Source organism: Bacteroidia bacterium (assembly GCA_040880525.1).
Lineage (GTDB): Bacteria > Bacteroidota > Bacteroidia > CAILMK01 > JBBDIG01 > JBBDIG01.
In genome coordinates this window covers 44780-66301 of the sequence record JBBDIG010000049.1, presented here as the reverse complement: position 1 = coordinate 66301, position 21522 = coordinate 44780, and the positions used below count along the sequence as shown (strand labels likewise).

Genomic DNA, 21522 nt, shown 5'->3' with positions numbered 1-21522 from the left:
ATCATGAATAAATGATAGTAATATTTCCCTTAAAACATGCACTTCGTGAGGAAATTACTCAAGGTTCAATAAAAAGTAGAGCGTGGAGCACGCGTTACATTATCGCCAAACGCGCACACCAATAAGGGTCAATCATTTCGAAAGGCAAAGGATAAATCCTAATATTATGTATTTTATTAATGAAATCATTCTAAAGGCAAACTGACAATCAATATCGGCAAACCTCAGCCGCTATTGCTTCACCACCTTTCTTTGCCATATCTTTTCTCCTGCGCGGACCTCCACCATGTAGATGCCGTTGCTAAGACCGGCAAGGCTGAAGGTTGTGGAGAAATTGGATTTCTCGGATTCAAAAAAGTGCGTGGCCACCTGTTGTCCCAGCAGATTCCGAATGTTAATTTCAATGGAACCAGGAGGTATGTTTACGGTTGCTGTAATTTCATGCGTGGTGGGATTGGGGAAAAGGCTTAGGTTCTCGTACATGTTTTCAAGGGTGGTGCTCCATTGTTGGTCAGGATTCTCACTCAATTGATTAGCTCGCTGCCAATAGGCAGAATAAAAGCGGTCTGAAGGCCCTGGATAATTGCCTGACTTAATTTTTTCCTCAAAGGCAGGAGTTAATATTTCACTGCGTCCTACCAACACCCGCTCTAATTCGCATGGCTGCGGGGTAATTTGAATCGGCAATAACTGATTCGTCAATTCATCCGGCAAAATCCAAAACACTTTCAGTCCATCCTTCTCAAAATAACTGCTCTGCCAGGTGTCCAGCATTGCCGCTGCCTCATCAGCATAAAGGCCAGCTTTAACCAGTGCTGCATGAAAAGCCGTCATCTCATTCTGAACGTTGTATGGCGAGGAATGTATTTCATCGTAATAAACCACGTGGTATTTCTTTCCATCTAATTTTCCGGTCCAGTAAACTCGACTTTCATTATTCTTCTTTTCATAAACCAGCAGGTAAGGAATGACCTCCGTGCCCTCATTTGTGATTACCAGATTTCCTTCAATATTAAATTCCAGTTTTACAGGAATCTCAAAATTGCCGATTCCACGATAAAATAGATACTTCTCAACGTTGCCGTCAGGTCCTTTCACCAAGTTAGCCTTTGTTGCCCGCGGAGCATCCCAAATTGGCTTTTCGTACGCATCTCCATAAGTCATGGTTTCCTCCGTATTCGGAGGCAATACCAATGCATCCCATTCTATCCACCCCTTAAAATCATCTGCAAAATCAATAGTCTTCTGATAATGCTTGAATTCGCCCTTTGAACGCTGCGGAAACCATTCGCTGATTGACCCACGGGGGAAATCCACCCTGACATTAACAGGCTGGGGCGCGGCCGCTTCAGAATAAAAATAGAGCACCGGTGTCTCCATTTTTACTGTCACATTCCAGATGCGAGTGGTAAATTGAAAACCCTTTGAATAATAGGCGCTGGGTGGAGCAAACGAATCATATACATGGTGATAAACGAAAGAGGGCAATTCTTCCTCCTCCCAATGCAGTCCGGAAAGCAAGTCTCCTTCACTGGTGCTTAGGGTGGTAAAAGTTCCCCATTCGTGTACAATTTGGCAGTTGTGCTGTGCAAAAGCGGAAGCAATGAACATAATTAAAATACCGGTGGAGAGTAGCTTTTTCATGAGTTCTTGTTTTTAAAAATGGATCGTTAAAATACTCCCTTACAGGAATATCCCATCTTTTAACGGCATATTTTCGAAGGTATTGCGTGGATTTGTCGCAGCTAGAAAAATTTGATGATGTAGGCGTATCCGTTTCGAGGTAAACGAAGAACACGCGCTTCGCAATTGAGGGTGCCCTAGTAGCTCGCATTACGCTGTCGCTAAACGTGCGCTAACAAACAATTTCGAAACATACACAACAGATGAACTTCGCTTATTTCCAACTGACAAAAATAAACCACACAAGGATTATTTGTACATTCGCCAAATTCAGGAATTCAGTTGATCCTGATACGGGCTATATAAAATGAAAACGGCTATAAACAGAATTGAATTCTGGATCCTGATATTCTTTCTTATCAGGTTGGTGGGACTTACCAATCCGCCACTGGAAACGGGACACAATTGGCGGCAGGTAACAGGTTTGATGGTGGCGCGAAACTACCTCGAAGTTGACCCAAATATCCTTTATCCACGGGTGGATGAGACCAACGGAAAGTCGGGAATAATCGGGATGGAATTTCCTGCAATGAATTACGTCTACTTCATGGTTGCCAAAGTCTTTGGCTACACCCATTGGTATGGCAGGCTGCTCAACTTGTTGGTATCATCCATCGGTTTGTTGTTTTTCGGAAAAATCCTCATGCGCTATTTTAATCACAGGATTGCGCTGGCTTCTGTAATCTTCCTTGCCGGTTCCATTTGGTTCGCCTTTTCAAGGAAAATGATGCCGGATACGTTTTGCATTTCCCTCATGTTTATAGGAATATATTATGGCAGCAATTATTTATTAAAGCCGGGAGCGCTTAGTTTGATTTTGTATGTGCTGTTTACTTCGCTTGCCGTATTAACCAAAATCCCGGCTGGAATATATTTTATTGTTATATTTCTTATTGCGCTGAATTCATCGGCAAAGTTGAGAGAGAAAGTTTACTTGGCCTCGGCTACGGGCATTCCACTCCTGCTGGCCTACCTCTGGTATTTCGTCTGGAATCCCCATTTGTCGGAGGAATTTGGTAACTGGTATAACGTGGGAAAGCCAATTGCAGTGGGGTTTACGGAAGTTATTTCCAATCTGGATAAAACGCTGGAGAATTTCTACTTTAACTCCTTCCACAGTTATCTGATTTTCTTTTATTTCGTTGCCGGGTTAATTCTTATAATTTACAAAAGAAACTATAATCTCTTGTGGGTTTTTGCTTCAGTTTTTATTGTTTTCTTAATTTATATTTTTAAATCGGGTTTTTACTTTTACCATCACAATTATTACATCATTCCTTTTGTACCGGTCATGGCTTTGGTTGCCGGGTATGCCATTTCGTTTATTCCTAAAAAGGGGTTGTTTGCACTCGCGATTGTGCTAGGCATTACAGAAAGCGTCATTAATCAGCAGCATGATTTCTTCATTAAAGGCTCGGAAAAATATAAAATGGAACTGGAATCCATCGCGGATAGCGTATCAGCCCGGCATGACCTGATCGTGATCAATGGAAACGGAAACGCGCAACAATTGTATCTTTCGCACAGAAAAGGCTGGAATTGCTCCGACAACCAGTTAACGGATACCGCATATATTAACAATATTACACAAAATGGGTGTAAGTTCATATTCATTAACAAGCATGGTTTTCAAACAGTTATGGATAAACCGGTGGTTTTTGAAAACGAAAATTATAGGGTATACGAAACAGGTTTTTCTACTGATACCATTAGACCATTCAGGTCTGGTACGCAGAGATAAAAAATCTCGGCCTGCGCTATTTAAAAATGTACTGCCCGCCATAATTTTGAACCTTTTTCAGTGATTATATTTTGAAAAGACCAATCGCCCGATCCTTTGAAAGGAAAAGCACGGATGATCACCATCAGGGTTCCATGCTTTTCGGCAGGGCGCTATATACATTTCAGACACAGCAGCCTTATGAAACCAGGATCTAACGATACCAGCAACATCGGAGAACAGGGTATTCTTGCAGGAGGTGGCGAAGCTGGTGAACGAATACGGGCGAAAGATTGGTCAAAAACCCCGCTGGGACCGGTGGAGCACTGGCCGCAGAGTCTTCGTTCGGCCCTGAGCATTTGCCTGGGTTCTGCCTTCCCGATCGCGATTTATTGGGGTCCGGAACTTACGCTGCTCTACAATGACGCATGGAGCCCTATTCCAGGCAACAAACATCCACAGGCTTTGGGGAAGCCTGCCATTGAGGTCTGGCCGGAGATATGGGAAGATATTGATCCCTTATTCCAAAAGGTGTTCGAGACCGGAGAAGCCGTGCGAAACATTGACGAACTGCTGCCTATGCAGCGCCACGGCTACACGGAAGAATGCTATTTCGATTTCACCTTTACGCCCGTACGAGGAGAAAAAGGAAACGTGGAAGGGATTTTTAATTCTGTGATCGAAACTACCTACCGCTACATAAACGAAAGGAGAAATAACATCCTCAGGAAAGTATCGAATAAAATGAACCAGGCCACTTCCGTAAGTGAGCTTTTTTCACTGGCAAAGGCGGAACTGGAAAATGCTGTGGAAGATGTTCCGTTTTCATTGATTTATCTTAATTCAAATAATGATGCTAAATCTATCCTGATTTCCCACAGCGGCCCGGAGGTGCCGTCTCCTGATATTATTGAATTAAGCAGTAATAAAGAAACTGCCTGGCCTTTTGCAGAGATCATGGCAACGGGAAATGCCGTACTTAAAAGCAACGCCTCGCTGTTTGGGCAAACAGTGAAGAGCGCATGGTCTGAGCCTTCCACGGAAGCATTGATCATTCCTTTTGGATTAAATAAAACGACCGGATTTTTTGTGGCAGGAATTAATCCGCGCAGAGCGCTTGACAGCGACTACCAAAACTTTCTGGAAACCATTGCCTCCCATTATTCAAATACACTTTACCAGATTCGCACATTAGAGCAGGAGCGAAAGCGCGCAGAATCTCTTTCGGGAATTATTGCGCAAGGCGTTGAAGTGACAGAGCAGGTATTGGCCCGCCATAAAATTGCAGAGAGTGAAGAAAAATACCGCAGCCTGTTTGAAAAAATAGAAGAGGGATTTTCAATCATTGAAATAATATTAAAAAATAAAAATGAACCTATTGATTATAAATTTTTAGAGAATAATCCTGCATTTGAAAAACAAACGGGATTGAAAAATGCTGAAGGAAAAGCTGTACGCCAAGTGGTTCCGGACCTTGAGCAGCACTGGTTTCAACGCTTTGGAGAGGTCGCTTTAACAGGAAAGTCTTCGCGCTTTACAGAGCGGTCGGACACAATAGGCCGTTGGTTCGATGTTCATGCTTTTAAGTTGGGCGGGCCGGAAAGCCTGAAAGTTGCAATTTTCTTCAGTGATATTACGCAGCGCATTAAAAGTGAGCAGGCGCTACGCAACAGCGAGAACCGGTTCCGCCAGATCATTCGGGGGCTTCCAGTGGCTTTTTATACTTGCGATGCTGAGGGCCGGATAGAAATGTATAATGATGATGCCGTAAAATTATGGGGACGCGAGCCGGAGGTGGGAAAAGACCTTTGGTGTGGCTCATGGAAAATTTATACGCCTGAAGGAAAGCCCCTGCCCCTGGAAAAGTGCCCGATGGCGTTGGTGATAAAAGAAGACAGCATCCAACGCGGCAAAGAAATATTAATTGAACAGCCTGGTGGAAAAAGAATAAGTGTGCTGGTATATCCACAACCTATTTATGATGCTGAAGGGAAAAAAACCGGGGCTATTAATATTCTGGCTGATATTGGCCCGGTGAAGGAAGCTGAGCAAGCCTTGCGCAGAAGCGAACAGCGATTTAAAACCTTTATCGAGGCCATGCCCCAAATGGCGTTTATGAGTGATGCCAAAGGCCAGGTCATTTACCATAACAGGCAGTGGTCAGAATACCTGGGAAAATCATTGTATCCGGAGAACATAGAGACAAGCTTTTCTCAGATGCTTCATCCTGACGATTTAAAACCAACCATGACGAAATGGGAAGATTCATTAAACACCGGAAAACCTTACTTCATGGAATGCCGGCTGATTCGCCATGACGGGCAGTACCACTGGCACCTGAGCAGAGCCTTGCCCATTAAAAGCAGCGCTGGCAAGATCGAAATGTGGCTGGGCACGAGCACTGACATCCATGAGCAGAAACAGGCCGAACAGGCATTGCAGCAAATTAAGGATCAACTTACCATCACTCTTGAAAATGTGCCCAGCGGCATTGTCCTTTTTAATAAAGATGGAGGTATTGTTTTTTGCAATCAGCTAGGCGCTTATTTTCAGGGATATGATACGGCCAGTGAATTAATTGCACAAAAAAATATAGGCGATGTACAGGCACAGTTCCTTAAAAATTTCATTGTGGAAGATGAACAGGGCAATCCTATTTCTACGGAAAAATCGGTGGTTTTAAGGGCACTGAAGGGCGAAGAGAATTGTGAAACCATTGCTCATTATTTTGATAAACAAAAACAAACTGACCGTTGGGTACTTGTGCGTGCAAACCCCATTTTGGATGAAGAGGGAAAAGTAAAACTGGCACTTCTTTCCATCACTGATATTTCTGCGCAAAAAAGAGCCGAGGTTGCCCTCAGAAAAAGTGAAGAGTATTATAAAACCATGACTGATAATACTCCGGTTATGACCTGGATTACTAGGCCCAATGGAAAGATTAGTTTTTTCAATAAACCCTGGTATGAATACACCGGGCAAACCGTGCTCTCCGGTTTAGGATTTGGGTGGCTGGATGCGGTCCACCCTGATGATAGAGAAAGGGCAAGGCATATCTTCCTGGGTTCCAATAAGGAGCGAATACCCTTCACTGTAGAATACAGGCTGCGATACAGAGACGGACAATACCGGTGGCACATTACCTCGGCCCTTCCCAAATTTGACGATGAGGGATCTTATGAAGGGCACATTGGTTCGGTCACTGATATCCACGAGCGGAAGATCGCTGAGCAGCGGCTCCGTGACAGTGAAGAAAACCTGAAGCTGGCCGTACTGGTATCAGACATGGGAACCTGGGAATTCCGGCCTAAGTCAGGGCAGATATTTTGGTCGGACAGGTGCAAGGAGCTCTTTGGGTTGCGCCCAGATGTTAAAGTAGATTACCAGCTATTCTTGGAAGGACTGCATCCTGACGACCGTGAGTTGGTTTTCCTTGAAGGCAGGAAGGCGATGAAATCAAAAGATCTGGGTAAAATAGACCTGGAATTCCGCACTCTTGGAATCCATGATAAAGAAGTAAGATGGGTGAAGGCAAAAGGCCACGCCTATTTTGACGATCAGGGGGCTGCGGTAAAGCTATTAGGCACGATCGTAGACATTACCATGCAGCGTGAAGCTGAAGAGGCCCTGAATCAATCGCACGACAGGTTACAAAAACTGGTGAAAGAACGCACCCGGGAACTGGTCGCAGCCAATAAATCGCTGCAGCGCTCCAACTCTGAGCTGAATCGCTTTGCGTATGTTACCTCCCACGATCTCAAAGCTCCGCTCCGGGGCATCAGCACCATTGCTGCCTGGCTGAAAGAAGACTACGGAGATAAGCTTGACGAAGCCGGCCAGGAACAATTAAAGATGATGCAGCAGCGCGTAAAAAGAATGTACAACCTCATTGACGGCATCCTCTCCTATTCGCGGGCTGGCCGTAGCGAGGAACATGTACCCACTCTGGTAAATCTTAATAACTTAATTGAGGAAATAACAATGACCCTGGCGGTTCCTTCCGATTTTAAGATCCATTATAATGGAACATTACCTTCCGTTAATTTTGATTCAGTAAAACTTTACCAGGTATTTCAAAACCTGATCTCCAATGCAATTAAATTTAATGATAAACCCAAAGGCGCTATAATAATAGAATTTATTGAAAAAGACACCGAATATATTTTTATGGTCAGGGATAACGGACCTGGAATACCGGAAAAATATCAGCGCAAAATATTTGAATTATTTCAAACGCTGGAGGCCGACTCAGAGGAGAAAAGCACCGGGCTGGGCCTGGCCATTATTAAAAAGATAATAGAGGTGGAAGGCGGCCGCATCTGGCTCGAATCAAAAGAAGGAGAAGGAGCCGCATTTTATTTTACAATTCCGAAAAGGATTCCAAAAACCTCTGAATCGAAAATTAAATAATAAAAAAGATTCCTGCCTTCATCATAAAAATTGCCTAATCTTCGGCCCGGTAACGTAACCTTACTTCTTCGATCCGCGCTCCATCCACAGCCAGAATTGTGAACTCGTAAGGTGGGAGTTCTATCACCTCTCCTTCTTCAGGGATATTCTTATGAATGTGCAGGATAAAGCCTCCCAATGTTTCATAGTCGCCTTCAGGAAGTTGAAGATGATAGTTTTCATTAAGATAATCTATTTCGAGGCGCGCACTAAAGAGATATTCAGATTCGCTGATCTTCTCCTCGGTGAGTTCCTCCACATCGTGCTCGTCCTCAATCTCTCCAAAAATCTCTTCAATAATATCTTCCATGGTAACAATACCTGAAGTGCCGCCAAACTCATCCACTACCACGGCAATACTGCGTCTCTTTTCAATGAGCTTTGGCAGGAGGTCATTGGCGGGCATGGCTTCGGTGGCAATAAGGATAGGAAGCAGCACATATTCCACCTTTTCCGGTTTTTTAAAAAGATCAACAATATGAATGTAGCCGATAATATTATCTATTGTCTCTTTGTACACCAGGATCTTTGAGTGCCCGGATTCATTAAAAAGTTCCGTGGCGACAACAATCCCCTCGTTCAGTTCGATGGCCACAATATCCGTTCGCGGCACCATGCACTCGCGCACCTTCACATTGGCAAAATCAAGAGCATTCTTAAATATCTGGGTGTCCACTTCATGCTCACCTTCCTCCTCGCCTGACGAACTTTCCTTTATAAAATGAAAAAGATCGAGACGGGAAAAAACGGGACTATCCTCCTTTAATTTTGTTCGGAGTATAAGGCGGATAAAGCCTTTCGAAATCCAGACAATAAATATCATTACAGGCCAGAAGATGGCGTAGCTCATCGCAATTGGAATGTAAAGCACATTCAGCACCTTATTGGGATTAATACGAAAAAGCGCTTTGGGGAAAAATTCGGCAACCACAAGTACCAGCAACGTTGAAACAATTGTTTGCAAAAGGAACAACGTTACCGGTCCATGAAGGAATGGGAGCTGAATATTCAGAATCGTCTCTTCCAGCAGCGCGGCCATGTAAATACCGTATACTACCAGTGCAATATTATTCCCGACCAGCGTGGAAGTGAGGAAATGAGAAGGCCGCTTCATAAAATAGGAAAGCAACCGGCCTGAAAGCAGGTTATGCTGAAGCTGCAGTTCCACCTTCAGCTTGTTCGCGGAAACGTACGCGATTTCAACTCCCGAGAAAAACGCGGAAAAAAGCAGTGATATAAGGACAATTGAGATTGCCGGATCCATAGGCGGGTAGGGTGCAAATTTAATTAATACCGATTACAACGATAACAATTTTAATATACACTCGCATTCATTCATGTTTGATAATTTAAATATTCGCAAGTAGTTTGCCCCTTCAAATGCGGACTTACCTACCAAAAAAACACCGGTATCCGGTCAACTATCTCATTATTGGATGGTTTGCCGGCTTCGGCCTCTCTATATATTATATGACGAAAACTTTCGTGACCATTGATGCAGCGTTTCATCTGCTCCTACTGATCGCGATTCTGGCTACGGCCATTCATGCACTTCTCTTCGGGATCAGACATAGAAAAGAACTGACAGAACTCTTGTTTTACAATCTTGTATCAAATGGCCTTTTGGGGCTGGGGCTGATGCTCCTGCTCAATTATCACCTTGCCGGCAACCCCCATGGCGAATACCACGCGTTGACGAAGGACCGGCACAAAGCGTTTTCAACTTTCGAGGATCTGAGGCTGGAAGATGGCGCCTACCGGTACTTCGGGTATGTGCTGAACCTTGACGATCCGCAGGAGACAGGGCTGATGGAGGCTGAAGCAGTGGAACTGGAAGTGGCAGATGGACTTTTCGGCTTTAAGGTACTGAAGGGAAAGCGCTTTATTGATCTGAGAAAAAAGAACGACCCATGAGCAGTACGGTCGCAGATTACTACGCCATTCTGGGCATTAGCCGCAACGCATCTGAGGCTGAAATAAAGAGCGCCTTTCGCACCAAAGCCAAGCGCTACCACCCTGACGTAAGTCGGGAGCCCGATGCCGGAAACCGGTTCCGACAGATATATGCCGCTTACGAAATCCTGGCAGACCCTTACAAACGCGGTGTTTATAATATGCTGCTAGACCGGAAAGCACGCGAACCGGTGAATGAAAGCAGCCAGACCTACAGGCGCTATCAGCAGACCCAGCAGCGTGCGTATGAGCATGCACGCAAATATGGCCGGATGCGATACCAGACATTTGAAGAGAAAGTGCCAGACCCGGTCTCATTTCATCTGGAACAGGTTATGGGCCTGCTGGTAACGCTGCTCATTCTGACGATTGGCTTGGGAATGTGCGGTTTCAGCGGCTACCTGCTATTTTTTACCGGATTTAACGGCCACCTTGTGAGCGGCTACTTTTTTGGCGCACTAGGCATTGGAATTCTTCAGAGCGGCTTGCGGAGTTTGCGGGTGCTCATATACATTTGGCGCGATTGGGCGGGCCGCAGAGACCAAACCTAAGTGCCCTCAGAGATTATTTTTTATTTTCGGCAAAAAATTCATCATTTAGAAAAAACTATATCTTTATTCGCACAATGAAACTGTATTTAAAAGTTTCATTTCAATAAATTCAACAACCCGGAAGACCTATGAGACGCACCATCACCATCTCTATTGTCGTCATTCTCCTCATTACCCTCGCTGTTATTTTAATCGTCAATCCTGAATTGATCAAAAATATCTGGCTATGGCTGGTGGGTTTTGCCGGGTTTATTTATGCCGGCATTCGCAGGCTGGGCGAGATGTTTTCCGGAAATGACCGGCTGAAAGAACTGGAGGAGAGCAATAAGCAAATAAAGGAAAACCACAGCCGCATTACCCGCGAAATGGAAGCAGCTAATAAAAAGCTGGCGGAGGAGCGGGCGGCACATGCTGCTGAAATCGCCAGGCTCAATGTTAAGATCAATGAATTGCAGGAGAAGTATGAAAAGAATGAAGAGGAACTCCTGCGGGTGAGCCGGATGAATTATCAGGAATACATTGACAATCTGCCTGCCGGGGAAAAAGACAAGATCATTGACCAGGCATGGAAAGATGTTGACTTTGGCCTTTAACCGTTAATATTCGCTTCTGTAATTTTAATCAATACCCAAACAACATGACACAACAGATTCTCCGCTATTTTCTCACAGCGTTCCTTTTCTTTATTTCGTGCGGAATTCTTTCTGCACAAACCGAATGCACCAGCGATACTTTTCAAAAGGGCCTGAGAAAAAATCAGCAATACACAGCCCCCTGCGATTCGATGGTGGTACTGAATAAACCCACATTTCAGCGGTGGACTTTTGAAAAGGAAAAGGCGCTAACCGAATTGAACCTGCTCCAAAGAAGCAATTCTTTGCTGAAGGAATTGAACGAAGAAAAAGACAGCCTCATCATAATACAGGGGAAGGACATCCAATCTCTTGAAGATCATAAGGCCACTACAGATTCGCTAACTGCAGAGCTGAATACGAACCTTGTGCAGTGCATTAAAAACACCGATGAAGCCATTGCTGCTGCCCGCCAAAAGAAAATTGAAGGACTGATCATTGGCGGTATTGGCGGGAGCGTTATCGGTCTGCTAGCGGGAATATTTCTTTTTTAAAAAACAATCCAAAAACAACCTATACCTGTTGCCATGAGAAAACTTATCTATTACTCTTTATTGGGCCTGGAGCTCATCTTTTTGGCGTGCATCGGATATGTCGCCTTTTTTGTGAAAGAAGGAACTGAACTTACAAGTGACCTCACACTTAATCCCTTTCATAAAATTGCACTGATCATCGTACTCGCCTGGATCGCCATTCTGCTCGCCTATTATGGTTGGGCCATTTATTTCTACAATCTCAATTTTGGACGGTCAGACGAGTTCTGGAGCAATTTCCTGAAGAAGCAAAAGGAGTTTTCTGCAGATCCTTCTAAGGATGTTGAGGCGGTTTATGACCTGCTTCATGCTCCCAAGGAAAATCCTTATGGCGATGAAACTTTCGGGCTTCCTCCGGGCACAGTCCGGGGAACATTGGCCCTGACAATTCTCATAGGGGGCCTGGCGCTTTTCGTCAGCTTTTTCGGCTCCGAGCGCCTTTTTACCGTGGAGGAAGGCTCAATTATTCATGACTATTTCGACTTCTTTAAAGAGGCATTTCTGATGGTGGTGGCATTTTACTTCGGCACCAAAGCCCTGGGAATCCTGCAACAGGAACGCACCAAGCGGCATGAAAAGAATGTGGAACTGGCCAAGGCTTCCCCAAAGAAATCATCCGGAGGCAGCAGCACTGAATTATCAAAATTTCCTGATGAAGGTGAAACCGGTATGGATACACCAGCCGCGCCTGTTTCAACGCCACCAAGTTCTGAAACAACTGCGCCCGCTGCCACTCCCACTTCTGCACCAACACCGTCCGGGGCAAAGCTGCCTGTTCATACCGTTTCGCTGCCCGGAAAATTGATCCATGATAATATCAAGAAATTTTATCCGCACGTGGAAGATCTTGAGAAGGATAAAGACCTGGACGAAAATGACATCAGGAAATTTGCAGAAAGTACCGGGCTTGAACTGGCCGTGGTAAAAGCTGTAATAGAAGTGGAAAGCAGCGGCAGCGGGTTTCTGAAGGATGGAAGGCCAAAAATCCTGTTCGAGGGCCACGTATTCTGGAAGCAACTGAAAAAAGCAGGCGTAGATCCCGCGCCCCTGGCTGCCGCCAACCCTGATATAATTTACCAGAACTGGACCCGGCAACATTATCTCACTGGTACCAAAGAACATGGCAGGCTGGAAAAGGCCAAGAAAATACACGAGGAAGCCGCCCTTCAGTCTGCATCCTGGGGACTTTTTCAGGTTATGGGCTATCATTGGGAAAATCTTCAATACGACTCCATCCATGAGTTTGTGGCCAAACATCAGGAATCAGAATACTGGCATCTGGATGGGTTTGGCCGCTTTATCGAAAAGAACAATCTGGTGCAATACCTGAAAGCTAAGAATTGGGCAGATTTTGCCCTGCGATACAATGGAAAAGGATATGCTGTCAATAAATATGATACTAAACTGGCAGCCGCTTATGCAAAGCATTCGCAAGCGGAAGAAAAAATTGTATAGTTGAAAATCCTTATAGTTGAAAAAAGGACAAAAAAAGATCATATCGTCTGTGATAAAAAACTCCAAAACTCCTGAAAACCTTTTACTTCATGAGTTTATTCAATTTATTCATACAATCACAATTCCGGTAAAAAGCCTCTGATTCGTAAGAATATAGTTAATGCAAAAGACCGTATTTGAAGTTTCAAAAATGGATTGTCCTTCAGAGGAGAACTTGCTCCGGCTGAAACTGGGCGAAATTTCAAATATTGAGAATCTGGAATTCAATATACCGCAGCGCGAGCTCAAGGTTTATCACCAGCCAGCCGGACGAAATCGAAAAAGCGATCCTTTCGCTGAAATTAGGTGGGAAAAGAATATCCACCGAACGGGCAGGCAAAACCGACTTTACCGAAACCGGCAGCCTGACCTGATTATCGGAACTATTGTTTTTGTTTTGGTTAGTCAGCAAGCCCTGAGAATAATAAGATTGGGAAAGTGAACTCCGAAAATTCCCGCCCTAGCACTTTCCCCGTTTTTCCTGATGTATTTTCCCGAAGCCCTGTTTGTAATCATCTATCTTTCTGATTCAGAGCCCCAACCCTTGCGAGGCGCAGAATTTGAATAAAGAAGGCAGATGAGAACGAATTTCACCATACTGGGACTCATGACCGGATCTATGCTCTTGTATCTGTGGCTGTGTACAGAGTCAGATAATCAATCGCAGCATCCAGGTCTTTTTCAGGAGAGCTCGGCCATGATGCTGGACCAGCATAGCAAACCTGATCCCTTCACTCGCGCTGACAGCATCATTGCGTATGCTGAAACATTTTTAGGAACCGGCTATCTTTATGGAAGCAGCAACCGTAAAGGATTTGATTGCTCTGGTTTTACACATTTTATATATAATGAATTTGACATCACTATTCCCCGCAGTTCAAAGTATCAGGCCGGTGCAGGGGTCCCCGTTCCATACAGCGAAGCCCGGAAAGGTGATCTTATTATTTTCACCGGTACAAATGCCCAGGTCCGGCAGCCAGGTCATGTCGGGATCGTTGTCAGCCGCACAGATACTCAACTCACATTCATCCATGCTTCTTCCTCCCAAAAAGAAAGTGGCGTAAAAATCAGCGAAGTTGAAGGAACCGGTTACAAGGATCGGTTTCTTGAAGTGAGACGGGTGATTGAATAATATCCACGATTTTCAGAAAAATGTCGGGTAGTTCCGTAACCTGCGTTTTCAGATAATTTGCTGAACTGCGACCATCCTTTACCGGAAAATTGCTCCACCATTTTACAAGATCAAATAGTATATCCCACACTACTTCAGTGATTTATAAAATATAACTCCTGAGAATAAACCGATTCAAACCCCAAAGCATTACTACCCTTACCTCTTGTTCGGAGTCACCCGATTTAAGCTAATAGGTACATATTACCGGTATGAATCGGCCCAGATGGATATTCCGGCCATTGAGCGATGAACATCATATTATACTGAAGCTCATACAGTAAAAACAAGTACAAATACGGATTAAAATTAAGAACAAAATTCAGAATCTTTACATGTTAAACAAACCGAGCCATGAAAATCATCACCCTGCAATCTACGCCTGAATCCGCCCCCACTACTGATGATGCTATAAAAACCCGGCTGGGTCATCTTAGCAGGCAAATCAGTTATTCCCCAACCAGTTTCCTGATCCATCTCAGGGAATATGACGGCCACCTTACTATTATCATGGATCATAAATCCAGAGATCATGATGAAAAGATATTCCTGGAGGTCCTTCAGGTTATATTTCCGGAAGCTCATATTATTTATTCCTCCTTGATTCCATTGTTTCCTTTTGAGCAGCAGTCTTTGCAGGTCATGGCATAGGTAGGAAGCACTGGATTTTACGATAGCATATAAACCAAAAAAGGCCTCCACCTCTGGAGACCTTTTTGGGGACAACATTCCGTTGTCCGCATCCAACAACCTACAAAACCCAAAACCTAACTTCTTCAAATTTCCTAATCCACGCCTTTGTCAGTTGTTGAGGAATGAAATAAATTCTGCGGAATTCGTGCTGCCGCTCAGTCGCTTCACCTCCCAGCCTTTGCTGTTAAAAGCTACCACTGCCGGAAAATGAGTGATATTATAGCGCTGTCCTAAATCCTCGTGATCCTCTATATTGGCTTTAAATGCCAGGTATTGCTTATCAAGATATTGTTGTACTTCGGGTTGCTCCAGCGCATTGAGGAACTTCTCAGAACGCTTATCCCAGGAGGCATAGAAGATTATAAAATATCCACACTCCTCTGTTTTGGCCATCTTTTTCATTCCCTTCAGGTTTCCGTCAAAAAACATCACCTTCTTATTAGTAGTGGTAAAAGAGAAACACCCGGTGCCGAGGGCGGCTATTACGATTAATGTTATGAGGTTTTTCATGTGCTTAATTTTTTTTCTTCCGTTTCAACAATACAAAAGTATGGTGCGATATAGCCTGAGAAAAATGATAGAGTTGAAGTACGTAACACGTGTAAGAATTTCTCTATTCCCGCTCAGGATGATAAAGGAGAATAAGCGCAGGCAATCACCGCATATCGCTGTATACAAGCGTTTCAGTAGATTACCGGCAACGGTAAAGTTCCCCGAAAATGAATTTGAAGGAAAGTAACAAACCATGTTCAATACTATTTTAAAGATATTTTTAATCGAATTGTGAAATGTGGGTCTCTCCGTATGATCCCGATGATTACGGGCTTGCAGAATATGATTCAATGAGAAATGAAAACAGGCTGCCTCTGATGTGATAGGCGGACAAGTACAGGATTCAGCTTGTACAAAGAGTACCGAAAGCTGCGTATATAGGATTGAGCTATGGGTCATCTTACCGGAGATTGGCTCGCGGAACCCAGGAAGTCCAGCATTTCTTCTCGTGTAACGCTTCCCCTGACGCGGGCCAGCTCGTGGCCACGAGGATCGAACAGAATGATAGCAGGAAATGACTTTATGTTATATACCCTGCCCCAGGTCTTTTGCTTGTCCATATTTATTGCTGTCAGCAGATAATCGCGCTCCATCGCAGCTTTCACCTTCGCATCAGTAAATGTACTGTCAATAATAAACCGGCAGTGCTTGCACCAATCTGTGTAGAAAAATACGAGGTAACTGCTATTGCTCTTCTTCGCTTCCTTTTGGAATGTGCGATAGTTTCCTTCAGGAAACCGTATCTGAGCCTTTACTGAAAAACAAACCGACAGCATGAACAAAAACAAGAAAATCAATGACCTGCCCATAAATTCTATTTTAATGAGGCTACAAAAATAGTCCTGGCCATTGCGCAGAGAAATTCATTTTCATCCATTTTATAAGTATTGAAAGCAAAAGCGATGGAATGCACATTTTTTGTACCTCCCGCAGAAACACAATTGATTTATGCTAAAACGATTTTCCCTCATCCTTCTTTTCACTTCCTCTTTCTTTATTTCAAAAGCCGCCTACATCCTGATCCCGATGGACGATGTGCAGCGCAATCATTTAAAAGCTTATGGCCTGGCCTACTTCAGCCTCTCGAATGAAGTGGATGTAGACTGGCTTCTGAACTACAGGGGCGGGAGCTTTGCGCTTAAATCTGCCAGCGAATTTGAGAAGGAGTGCATCATCCGGGGCGTGAGTTATGAAATTCTGGCTGATGCCCAATACAATAAAATCCTGAGCGATATAGCTCGGCCGGAAGTGAATATGGAAGTGGTAAAGCTGGAAAAACCACCCAAAATTGCAGTGTACTCCCCCAAAACCAAACAGCCGTGGGACGATGCAGTGACGCTTGTACTAACCCATGCTGAGATTCCTTATGACGTTATATATGATGATGACGTATTGGGAAATAAACTGGCCCTTTACGACTGGCTTCACCTCCATCATGAAGATTTTACAGGGCAATTTGGAAAATTCTGGGCAGCATATAAAAATCAAACCTGGTATCAGGCAGAGGTTCAGGAGGCCGAATCAATAGCTGCTAAATGGGGCTATAGCAAAGTCTCAGAATTGAAGCTTGCCGTGGCAAAAAAGATCCGTGATTATGTATTTGGCGGTGGATTCCTCTTCGCCATGTGCTCTGCAACGGATACCTACGATATCGCATTAGCGGCTGAGGGAGTGGATATTTGCGAATCCATGTTTGACGGAGACCCGATGGATCCACACGCACAGCAGAAACTGAATTACGATCCCACATTTGCCTTCAAGGATTTCGTACTCAAAACCAGTCCTTATGACTATGAGTATTCCTCCATAGATGCTGAGCCCCAGGAAAGGCAGGGCGTTTCAGAACAAAACGATTTTTTTACGCTCTTTGAATTTTCTGCGAAGTGGGATATTATTCCTTCCATGCTTTGCCAGAACCACACGCGCGTGATCAAAGGCTTTATGGGACAGACCACAGCATTTGAAAACCGGTATATTAAATCCGATGTGCTGGTAATGGGCCAGACTAGATCACTGGATGAGGCCAAATATATTCATGGAGAAATCGGGAAGGGAATGTGGACTTTCTATGGCGGACATGATCCGGAAGATTACCAGCACATGGTAGGCGAGCCGCCAACCGACCTGAACCTGCACACCAACTCTCCCGGCTACCGGCTCATTCTTAATAATGTATTGTTTCCTGCTGCACGCAAGCAAAAGCAGAAAACCTGATCAGGGATTCTGGCATCCGGGTTTCAACGTCAACCCGGTTTCTTTTTTCCAGGCATTACCATATCTGCACCGGCATCTTTTAATGCCTCAAATCCTTCATTTAAATAATAAAAATTGTGTTTGCCTTCCAGTTTAAGGTAGGAAATGGCGGTCATCGCTTCTGACGAAGGACGAGAAAGCACGTAATAGGTTTTGTTGGAAGCATAATCATCCACTTCCTGAAGCATCTCTTCCAGCGAAATATTTCTGCTGCCGGCCAGGTGCTCCCCCTGAAATTCATTTTCAGGACGCAGATCTAAAATCACAGGCTGCCCAAATCTGCGATCTATGAGCAATTCCTCGGTATCCGTAGCAATCACAACATCAATTGGCTCCCCGGCAGCCTGCCATGCCTCAAATCCGCCTTTCAGAAATCCCTTCACTTCTTCAAATCCAAGCGTTTGCAGTTCTTTAAAAAGTACCTCTTCGCTGCCCGGCTCCGCTACGATCAGCAGCGCCTGGTCTTCGAGCAGCAGCCTGCGCATCAGCTTTCCAAACAGTTCATTCCTCGCTATATTGATGGAACCCGGAACCAGCCCCTCCGCAAACTGCCGGGGTGACCGGATATCCAGGACGGTCAACCCCTGTTCTTTCAGTTTTTTAAATTCCTGTATTTCCAAAAATTTTAATTCCATCATCTTAAAATTAAATTATCAGCCTCTCAATACCTTCTGCCACTTTTTAGAAAAATTATTAGCCACAAAATCTTTTAGGTAAAATGGTTCAAAATCGGCAATGTTCTCAAACTCCTGCCGCCTGAACTTTTGATATGCAAGCCCGGCCTGGTATCCGGCCTGCGGAGAGAAATCATCCCAAAATTTTGCGCTCCCGTGTTTCTCCAGAATATCTCTGCACTTCATCATCCCATCTCCAAAAAACAATACCTGCTTTTCTACCAGTAGTTTTTCAAAGGAATGCTGATCAATTATTTCGGCAGCCGTTTTTTGCAGTGGATTTAAAGCCTGATCAAAAATGGCGTAATAGATTTCCATGCGCCTTGCGTCAATCATGGGACAGAGTAAGGGAACCTCTGGGTAACGGGTCGCAGCAGCAGCCGAGAAGGCCAGCAATGTAGGCACCGAAATGAGCGGTATATTTAGTGAAAATGCAAGCCCTTTAGCGACAGATGTCCCGATTCTCAAACCGGTGTATGACCCTGGCCCCTGGCTCACGGAAACCGCTGAGAGGGTCGCAGGTTTCATGTCTATCTCCTGCATCAGTTTCTGGATAAACAGCGTAAGATGGGTGGAATGCATTCGCGGCTCCTCACCTGTTTTTGCACCTTCAACGGTACCATCCGTTGAAATGGCTACCGAACAGACATCAGTAGCCGTTTCAATGTGCAGGATTGTAGCCACCCTAAAATTTTACCTTCAGCTTCCGGGTTTCCTCTTTTCGCTTTACCAGCACCTCAACCTCGTCTCCTTTCGAGAAATGCGACAGTGCCTGCATGTAGCTCATTATATCCCGAACCGGAACATCGCCCATTTGAAGGATGATATCGCCATCCTTCATTCCTGCCTCTGAAGCAGGTTTCCCTTCTGAAACTCCTTCTACGCGCAAACCGCCTTTGTCATAAAAATAATCAGGCATTATTCCCAGTGTTACTTTGAAGCGGGGCACTGTGCTGCCATCATTCTTGGTTTTGATGAATTCCATCTGATCCAGTTTTTCGAGGTGCAGGATCATTTCAAAAATATATTGAGATACGGCTGCCATTCCTGTGATATTCAGCTTTTCGACATCATCTGAAGGTTTGTGATAATCAGAATGGACACCCGTAAAGAAATGAATTGCCGGGATTTCCTTGAGATAAAATGAGGTATGGTCAGAAGATCCCATTCCTGAAGAGGTCGTCTTTTCCCGGATATTCCCCACTCTAATAATGTTCAACAGCGAATCCCATACGGGTGAGGTGCCGGTGCCATTTATCCCAAGTTCCTGCGATTGCGGGTTCAGTCGCCCTACCATATCCATGTTCAGCATCGCCATCATTTTAGGCAGCTCCTCCGGCAAATGGCGCGTAAAATAGTTGGAGCCAAGCAGTCCTAGTTCTTCACCGGAAAAAGCCAGGAAAAGGTAATTATGGTTGGACAGGCTGGCCTTCTTTACCTGCATGGCCAGCTCCAGCAAAACGGCTGTCCCGCTGGCATTGTCGTCAGCTCCGTTATGTATTTCGCCCGTTGCAGCGCTCAGGGAACTTCCATATTCTCCCATACCCAAATGATCATAATGCGCTCCGATTACAATTGTAGATGAAGCATTATTATCAATATAACCAATCACATTGTGTCCCGTCTTTTCAGGCTTTTTCAGGTCCACCGAGATTTTTACGCTTGAGGCTGCACTTTCATCTCTCTGCAACTCCGTAGCAATTTCCTCCCCCACATGCACCACCAGAAACTTGTATGGCTGCAGGTTGGAAATGCCGCGCATTCCATCCAGCGAAATATCGTTTGGCGCATTATAGAGAACCACCGCTGCAGGTTCCGTTTTGGCGGCTGCATCAAGCCTGCTGCGCCAGCCGATGGAGGGGTCATGCGGATCAGCATCAGCAGGAATTGCAAGATTGAGAAGCAGGATATTACCTGCCTGGCTTCCCGATTCTGATATGCCGGCTGTTTCATTGACCACCGTTCCTTCCACCTTTCCACTCGAAGAAACTGGCACAGGGTACCATTTTTCATTAACAGGATATTTGTTCTTTTCAATTTTAAATGAATTCTTTTTTCCCAATTCAATGGCCGGGGTAAATGCGAATGCCTGAAGGTAATTCTTATTATTTCCCAAAGGTTCCAGTCCATATTCTTTATAGTAATTGCTGATATATCCGGAAGCCTTCTTCTCATATTTAGTACCGGTAAGCCGGCCACCAAATTCATCAGAGGCCAGAATACTGACGTGATTGTATAACCGCATAGCGGAGCCGGCCGTATCAGATGTTTGAGCAGAAAGAAATGGAGCTGAAGTGATAAGAATTAAAACCAGTAAAAACAGGTTACGCATAATTGATGAAGTTTTCATAGATCATTTTAAAACAGAGGATCAAAATGAGCGTCCCAAAAAAGGCCCTGATCCATTTCTGAGGAAGATGATATGCCAGCCTTACGCCAAGCGGTGCAAATATAATCACGCCTATTACCAAAGGCAGTACAACCGGGAAGATGATATAGCCTAAACTCAGGGGAATACTGATGACAGCATTATGATCGGAAAGCATATAAACGAGGCTGTTAGCAAATGCAAAAATCGGAATGATCCCCAGGGAAATAGAAGCCGCCTTCCTGATGTCCAACCGCATAAATGAATGCAGTACCGGAATGATCAGGATTCCCCCGCCCAGGCCGGTGAGGGCGGAAATTATACCGCTTACCAGGCCTGTACCCATGTATTTGTTATTGCTGATGTCACTAACCACCAAATCGGTTTTTTCCGGCTTGCGCTTGGTGAACAGCATCCGGTATGCAAAAAGGATCAGGATCACCATAAAGAAGACCCCATACTTTTCTTTGGAATACCACTGGAAATGAATAATAGTAAAGGAAATAATAAGAGATGAGATTACGCCCGGCAATGCCGTGAGCAGTATTTGCCGCAAATGAAAATTCTTAATCTGGATCTGCTTTATCGTACCGGAAAGGCCGGCAAAAAAAGTGGCGAACAGAGAGTTGGCCAGCGTAAATTTTACCGCTTCGTGCGGATCCATTTCATAAGGCAAAAGAAAATAACTGATCACAACCACGAAGATGACTCCACCACCAATTCCTAAAAGCCCGGCTAAAAAACCACCCGCACAGCCTGCTGCAAGAAGCAGCAGAATATCAACAATATCAAGCAC

Annotated in this window: 20 protein-coding genes; 12 read left to right on the top strand and 8 right to left on the bottom strand. The window is 44.6% G+C overall.

The features are described 5' to 3' along the window. Positions 1 to 231: 231 nt before the first annotated feature. On the bottom strand, positions 232 to 1644 hold the full coding sequence (locus WD077_13885; protein ID MEX0968322.1) for a T9SS type A sorting domain-containing protein: 1413 nt from the start codon (positions 1642 to 1644) through the stop codon (positions 232 to 234). 346 nt (positions 1645 to 1990) lie between these two features. On the opposite strand from WD077_13885, the gene WD077_13880 reads away from it, so the two are divergent. Continuing rightward, positions 1991 to 3424, top strand: coding sequence for a glycosyltransferase family 39 protein (locus WD077_13880; protein MEX0968321.1), 1434 nt, complete (start codon positions 1991 to 1993; stop codon positions 3422 to 3424). A gap of 180 nt (positions 3425 to 3604) precedes the next feature. Next, positions 3605 to 7813 carry a PAS domain S-box protein gene (locus WD077_13875; GenBank protein ID MEX0968320.1) on the top strand — a complete coding sequence of 1403 codons (4209 nt, stop codon included), beginning with the start codon at positions 3605 to 3607 and terminating at the stop codon, positions 7811 to 7813. 34 nt (positions 7814 to 7847) lie between these two features. Here the strand turns inward: WD077_13875 and WD077_13870 are convergent, their stop codons facing one another. Further along, complete coding sequence (locus tag WD077_13870; GenBank protein ID MEX0968319.1) at positions 7848 to 9116, bottom strand: hemolysin family protein; 1269 nt, start codon at positions 9114 to 9116, stop codon at positions 7848 to 7850. Positions 9117 to 9232: 116 nt separating this feature from the next. On the opposite strand from WD077_13870, the gene WD077_13865 reads away from it, so the two are divergent. From WD077_13865 to WD077_13830, 8 genes are all read left to right on the top strand, one after another. Further along, positions 9233 to 9766: a hypothetical protein gene (locus WD077_13865; GenBank protein MEX0968318.1), complete on the top strand. Its 534-nt coding sequence runs from the start codon at positions 9233 to 9235 to the stop codon at positions 9764 to 9766. Then, positions 9763 to 10356, top strand: coding sequence for a DnaJ domain-containing protein (locus WD077_13860; protein ID MEX0968317.1), 594 nt, complete (start codon positions 9763 to 9765; stop codon positions 10354 to 10356). The genes WD077_13865 and WD077_13860 overlap by 4 nt, the downstream gene beginning before the upstream one ends. A gap of 128 nt (positions 10357 to 10484) precedes the next feature. Next, positions 10485 to 10949, top strand: coding sequence for a hypothetical protein (locus WD077_13855; protein MEX0968316.1), 465 nt, complete (start codon positions 10485 to 10487; stop codon positions 10947 to 10949). 44 nt (positions 10950 to 10993) lie between these two features. After that, a complete protein-coding gene (locus tag WD077_13850; protein ID MEX0968315.1) occupies positions 10994 to 11482 on the top strand; it encodes a hypothetical protein in 489 nt (162 codons plus the stop codon). Positions 11483 to 11515: 33 nt separating this feature from the next. Next, positions 11516 to 12976: an N-acetylmuramidase domain-containing protein gene (locus WD077_13845; protein ID MEX0968314.1), complete on the top strand. Its 1461-nt coding sequence runs from the start codon at positions 11516 to 11518 to the stop codon at positions 12974 to 12976. A 160-nt stretch (positions 12977 to 13136) separates the two neighbouring features. Beyond that, a complete protein-coding gene (locus WD077_13840) occupies positions 13137 to 13457 on the top strand; it encodes a hypothetical protein (GenBank protein ID MEX0968313.1) in 321 nt (106 codons plus the stop codon). A gap of 135 nt (positions 13458 to 13592) precedes the next feature. Next, complete coding sequence (locus WD077_13835) at positions 13593 to 14147, top strand: C40 family peptidase (GenBank protein ID MEX0968312.1); 555 nt, start codon at positions 13593 to 13595, stop codon at positions 14145 to 14147. A gap of 393 nt (positions 14148 to 14540) precedes the next feature. After that, positions 14541 to 14837: a hypothetical protein gene (locus WD077_13830; GenBank protein MEX0968311.1), complete on the top strand. Its 297-nt coding sequence runs from the start codon at positions 14541 to 14543 to the stop codon at positions 14835 to 14837. 150 nt (positions 14838 to 14987) lie between these two features. Here the strand turns inward: WD077_13830 and WD077_13825 are convergent, their stop codons facing one another. Continuing rightward, the gene (locus WD077_13825) at positions 14988 to 15389 is read right to left on the bottom strand and encodes a thioredoxin family protein (GenBank protein ID MEX0968310.1); all 402 of its coding nucleotides are present in this window, start codon (positions 15387 to 15389) and stop codon (positions 14988 to 14990) included. A gap of 40 nt (positions 15390 to 15429) precedes the next feature. Here WD077_13825 and WD077_13820 point away from each other — a divergent pair, with 40 nt between their 5' ends. Next, complete coding sequence (locus WD077_13820; protein MEX0968309.1) at positions 15430 to 15618, top strand: hypothetical protein; 189 nt, start codon at positions 15430 to 15432, stop codon at positions 15616 to 15618. A gap of 208 nt (positions 15619 to 15826) precedes the next feature. Here the strand turns inward: WD077_13820 and WD077_13815 are convergent, their stop codons facing one another. Further along, entirely contained in the window at positions 15827 to 16240 is a 414-nt protein-coding gene (locus WD077_13815) for a thioredoxin family protein (GenBank protein ID MEX0968308.1), read from the bottom strand. A gap of 139 nt (positions 16241 to 16379) precedes the next feature. Between WD077_13815 and WD077_13810 the strand changes: the two genes are divergently transcribed. Next, the gene (locus tag WD077_13810) at positions 16380 to 17645 is read left to right on the top strand and encodes an asparagine synthetase B (protein MEX0968307.1); all 1266 of its coding nucleotides are present in this window, start codon (positions 16380 to 16382) and stop codon (positions 17643 to 17645) included. A 29-nt stretch (positions 17646 to 17674) separates the two neighbouring features. Here the strand turns inward: WD077_13810 and WD077_13805 are convergent, their stop codons facing one another. Genes WD077_13805 through WD077_13790 form a run of 4 tightly spaced genes read right to left on the bottom strand, consistent with a single transcriptional unit; the run spans position 17675 to position 21522 of the window. Further along, on the bottom strand, positions 17675 to 18322 hold the full coding sequence (locus WD077_13805; protein MEX0968306.1) for a rhodanese-like domain-containing protein: 648 nt from the start codon (positions 18320 to 18322) through the stop codon (positions 17675 to 17677). Between the two features lie 15 nt (positions 18323 to 18337). Continuing rightward, positions 18338 to 19042 carry a tRNA (adenosine(37)-N6)-threonylcarbamoyltransferase complex dimerization subunit type 1 TsaB gene (tsaB, locus tag WD077_13800; protein ID MEX0968305.1) on the bottom strand — a complete coding sequence of 235 codons (705 nt, stop codon included), beginning with the start codon at positions 19040 to 19042 and terminating at the stop codon, positions 18338 to 18340. 1 nt (position 19043) lies between these two features. After that, positions 19044 to 20708 carry a M28 family peptidase gene (locus tag WD077_13795; protein ID MEX0968304.1) on the bottom strand — a complete coding sequence of 555 codons (1665 nt, stop codon included), beginning with the start codon at positions 20706 to 20708 and terminating at the stop codon, positions 19044 to 19046. Continuing rightward, positions 20683 to 21522, bottom strand: a complete 840-nt coding sequence (locus WD077_13790) for a sulfite exporter TauE/SafE family protein (protein MEX0968303.1) — start codon at positions 21520 to 21522, stop codon at positions 20683 to 20685. Before WD077_13790 ends, WD077_13795 begins: the two co-directional genes overlap by 26 nt.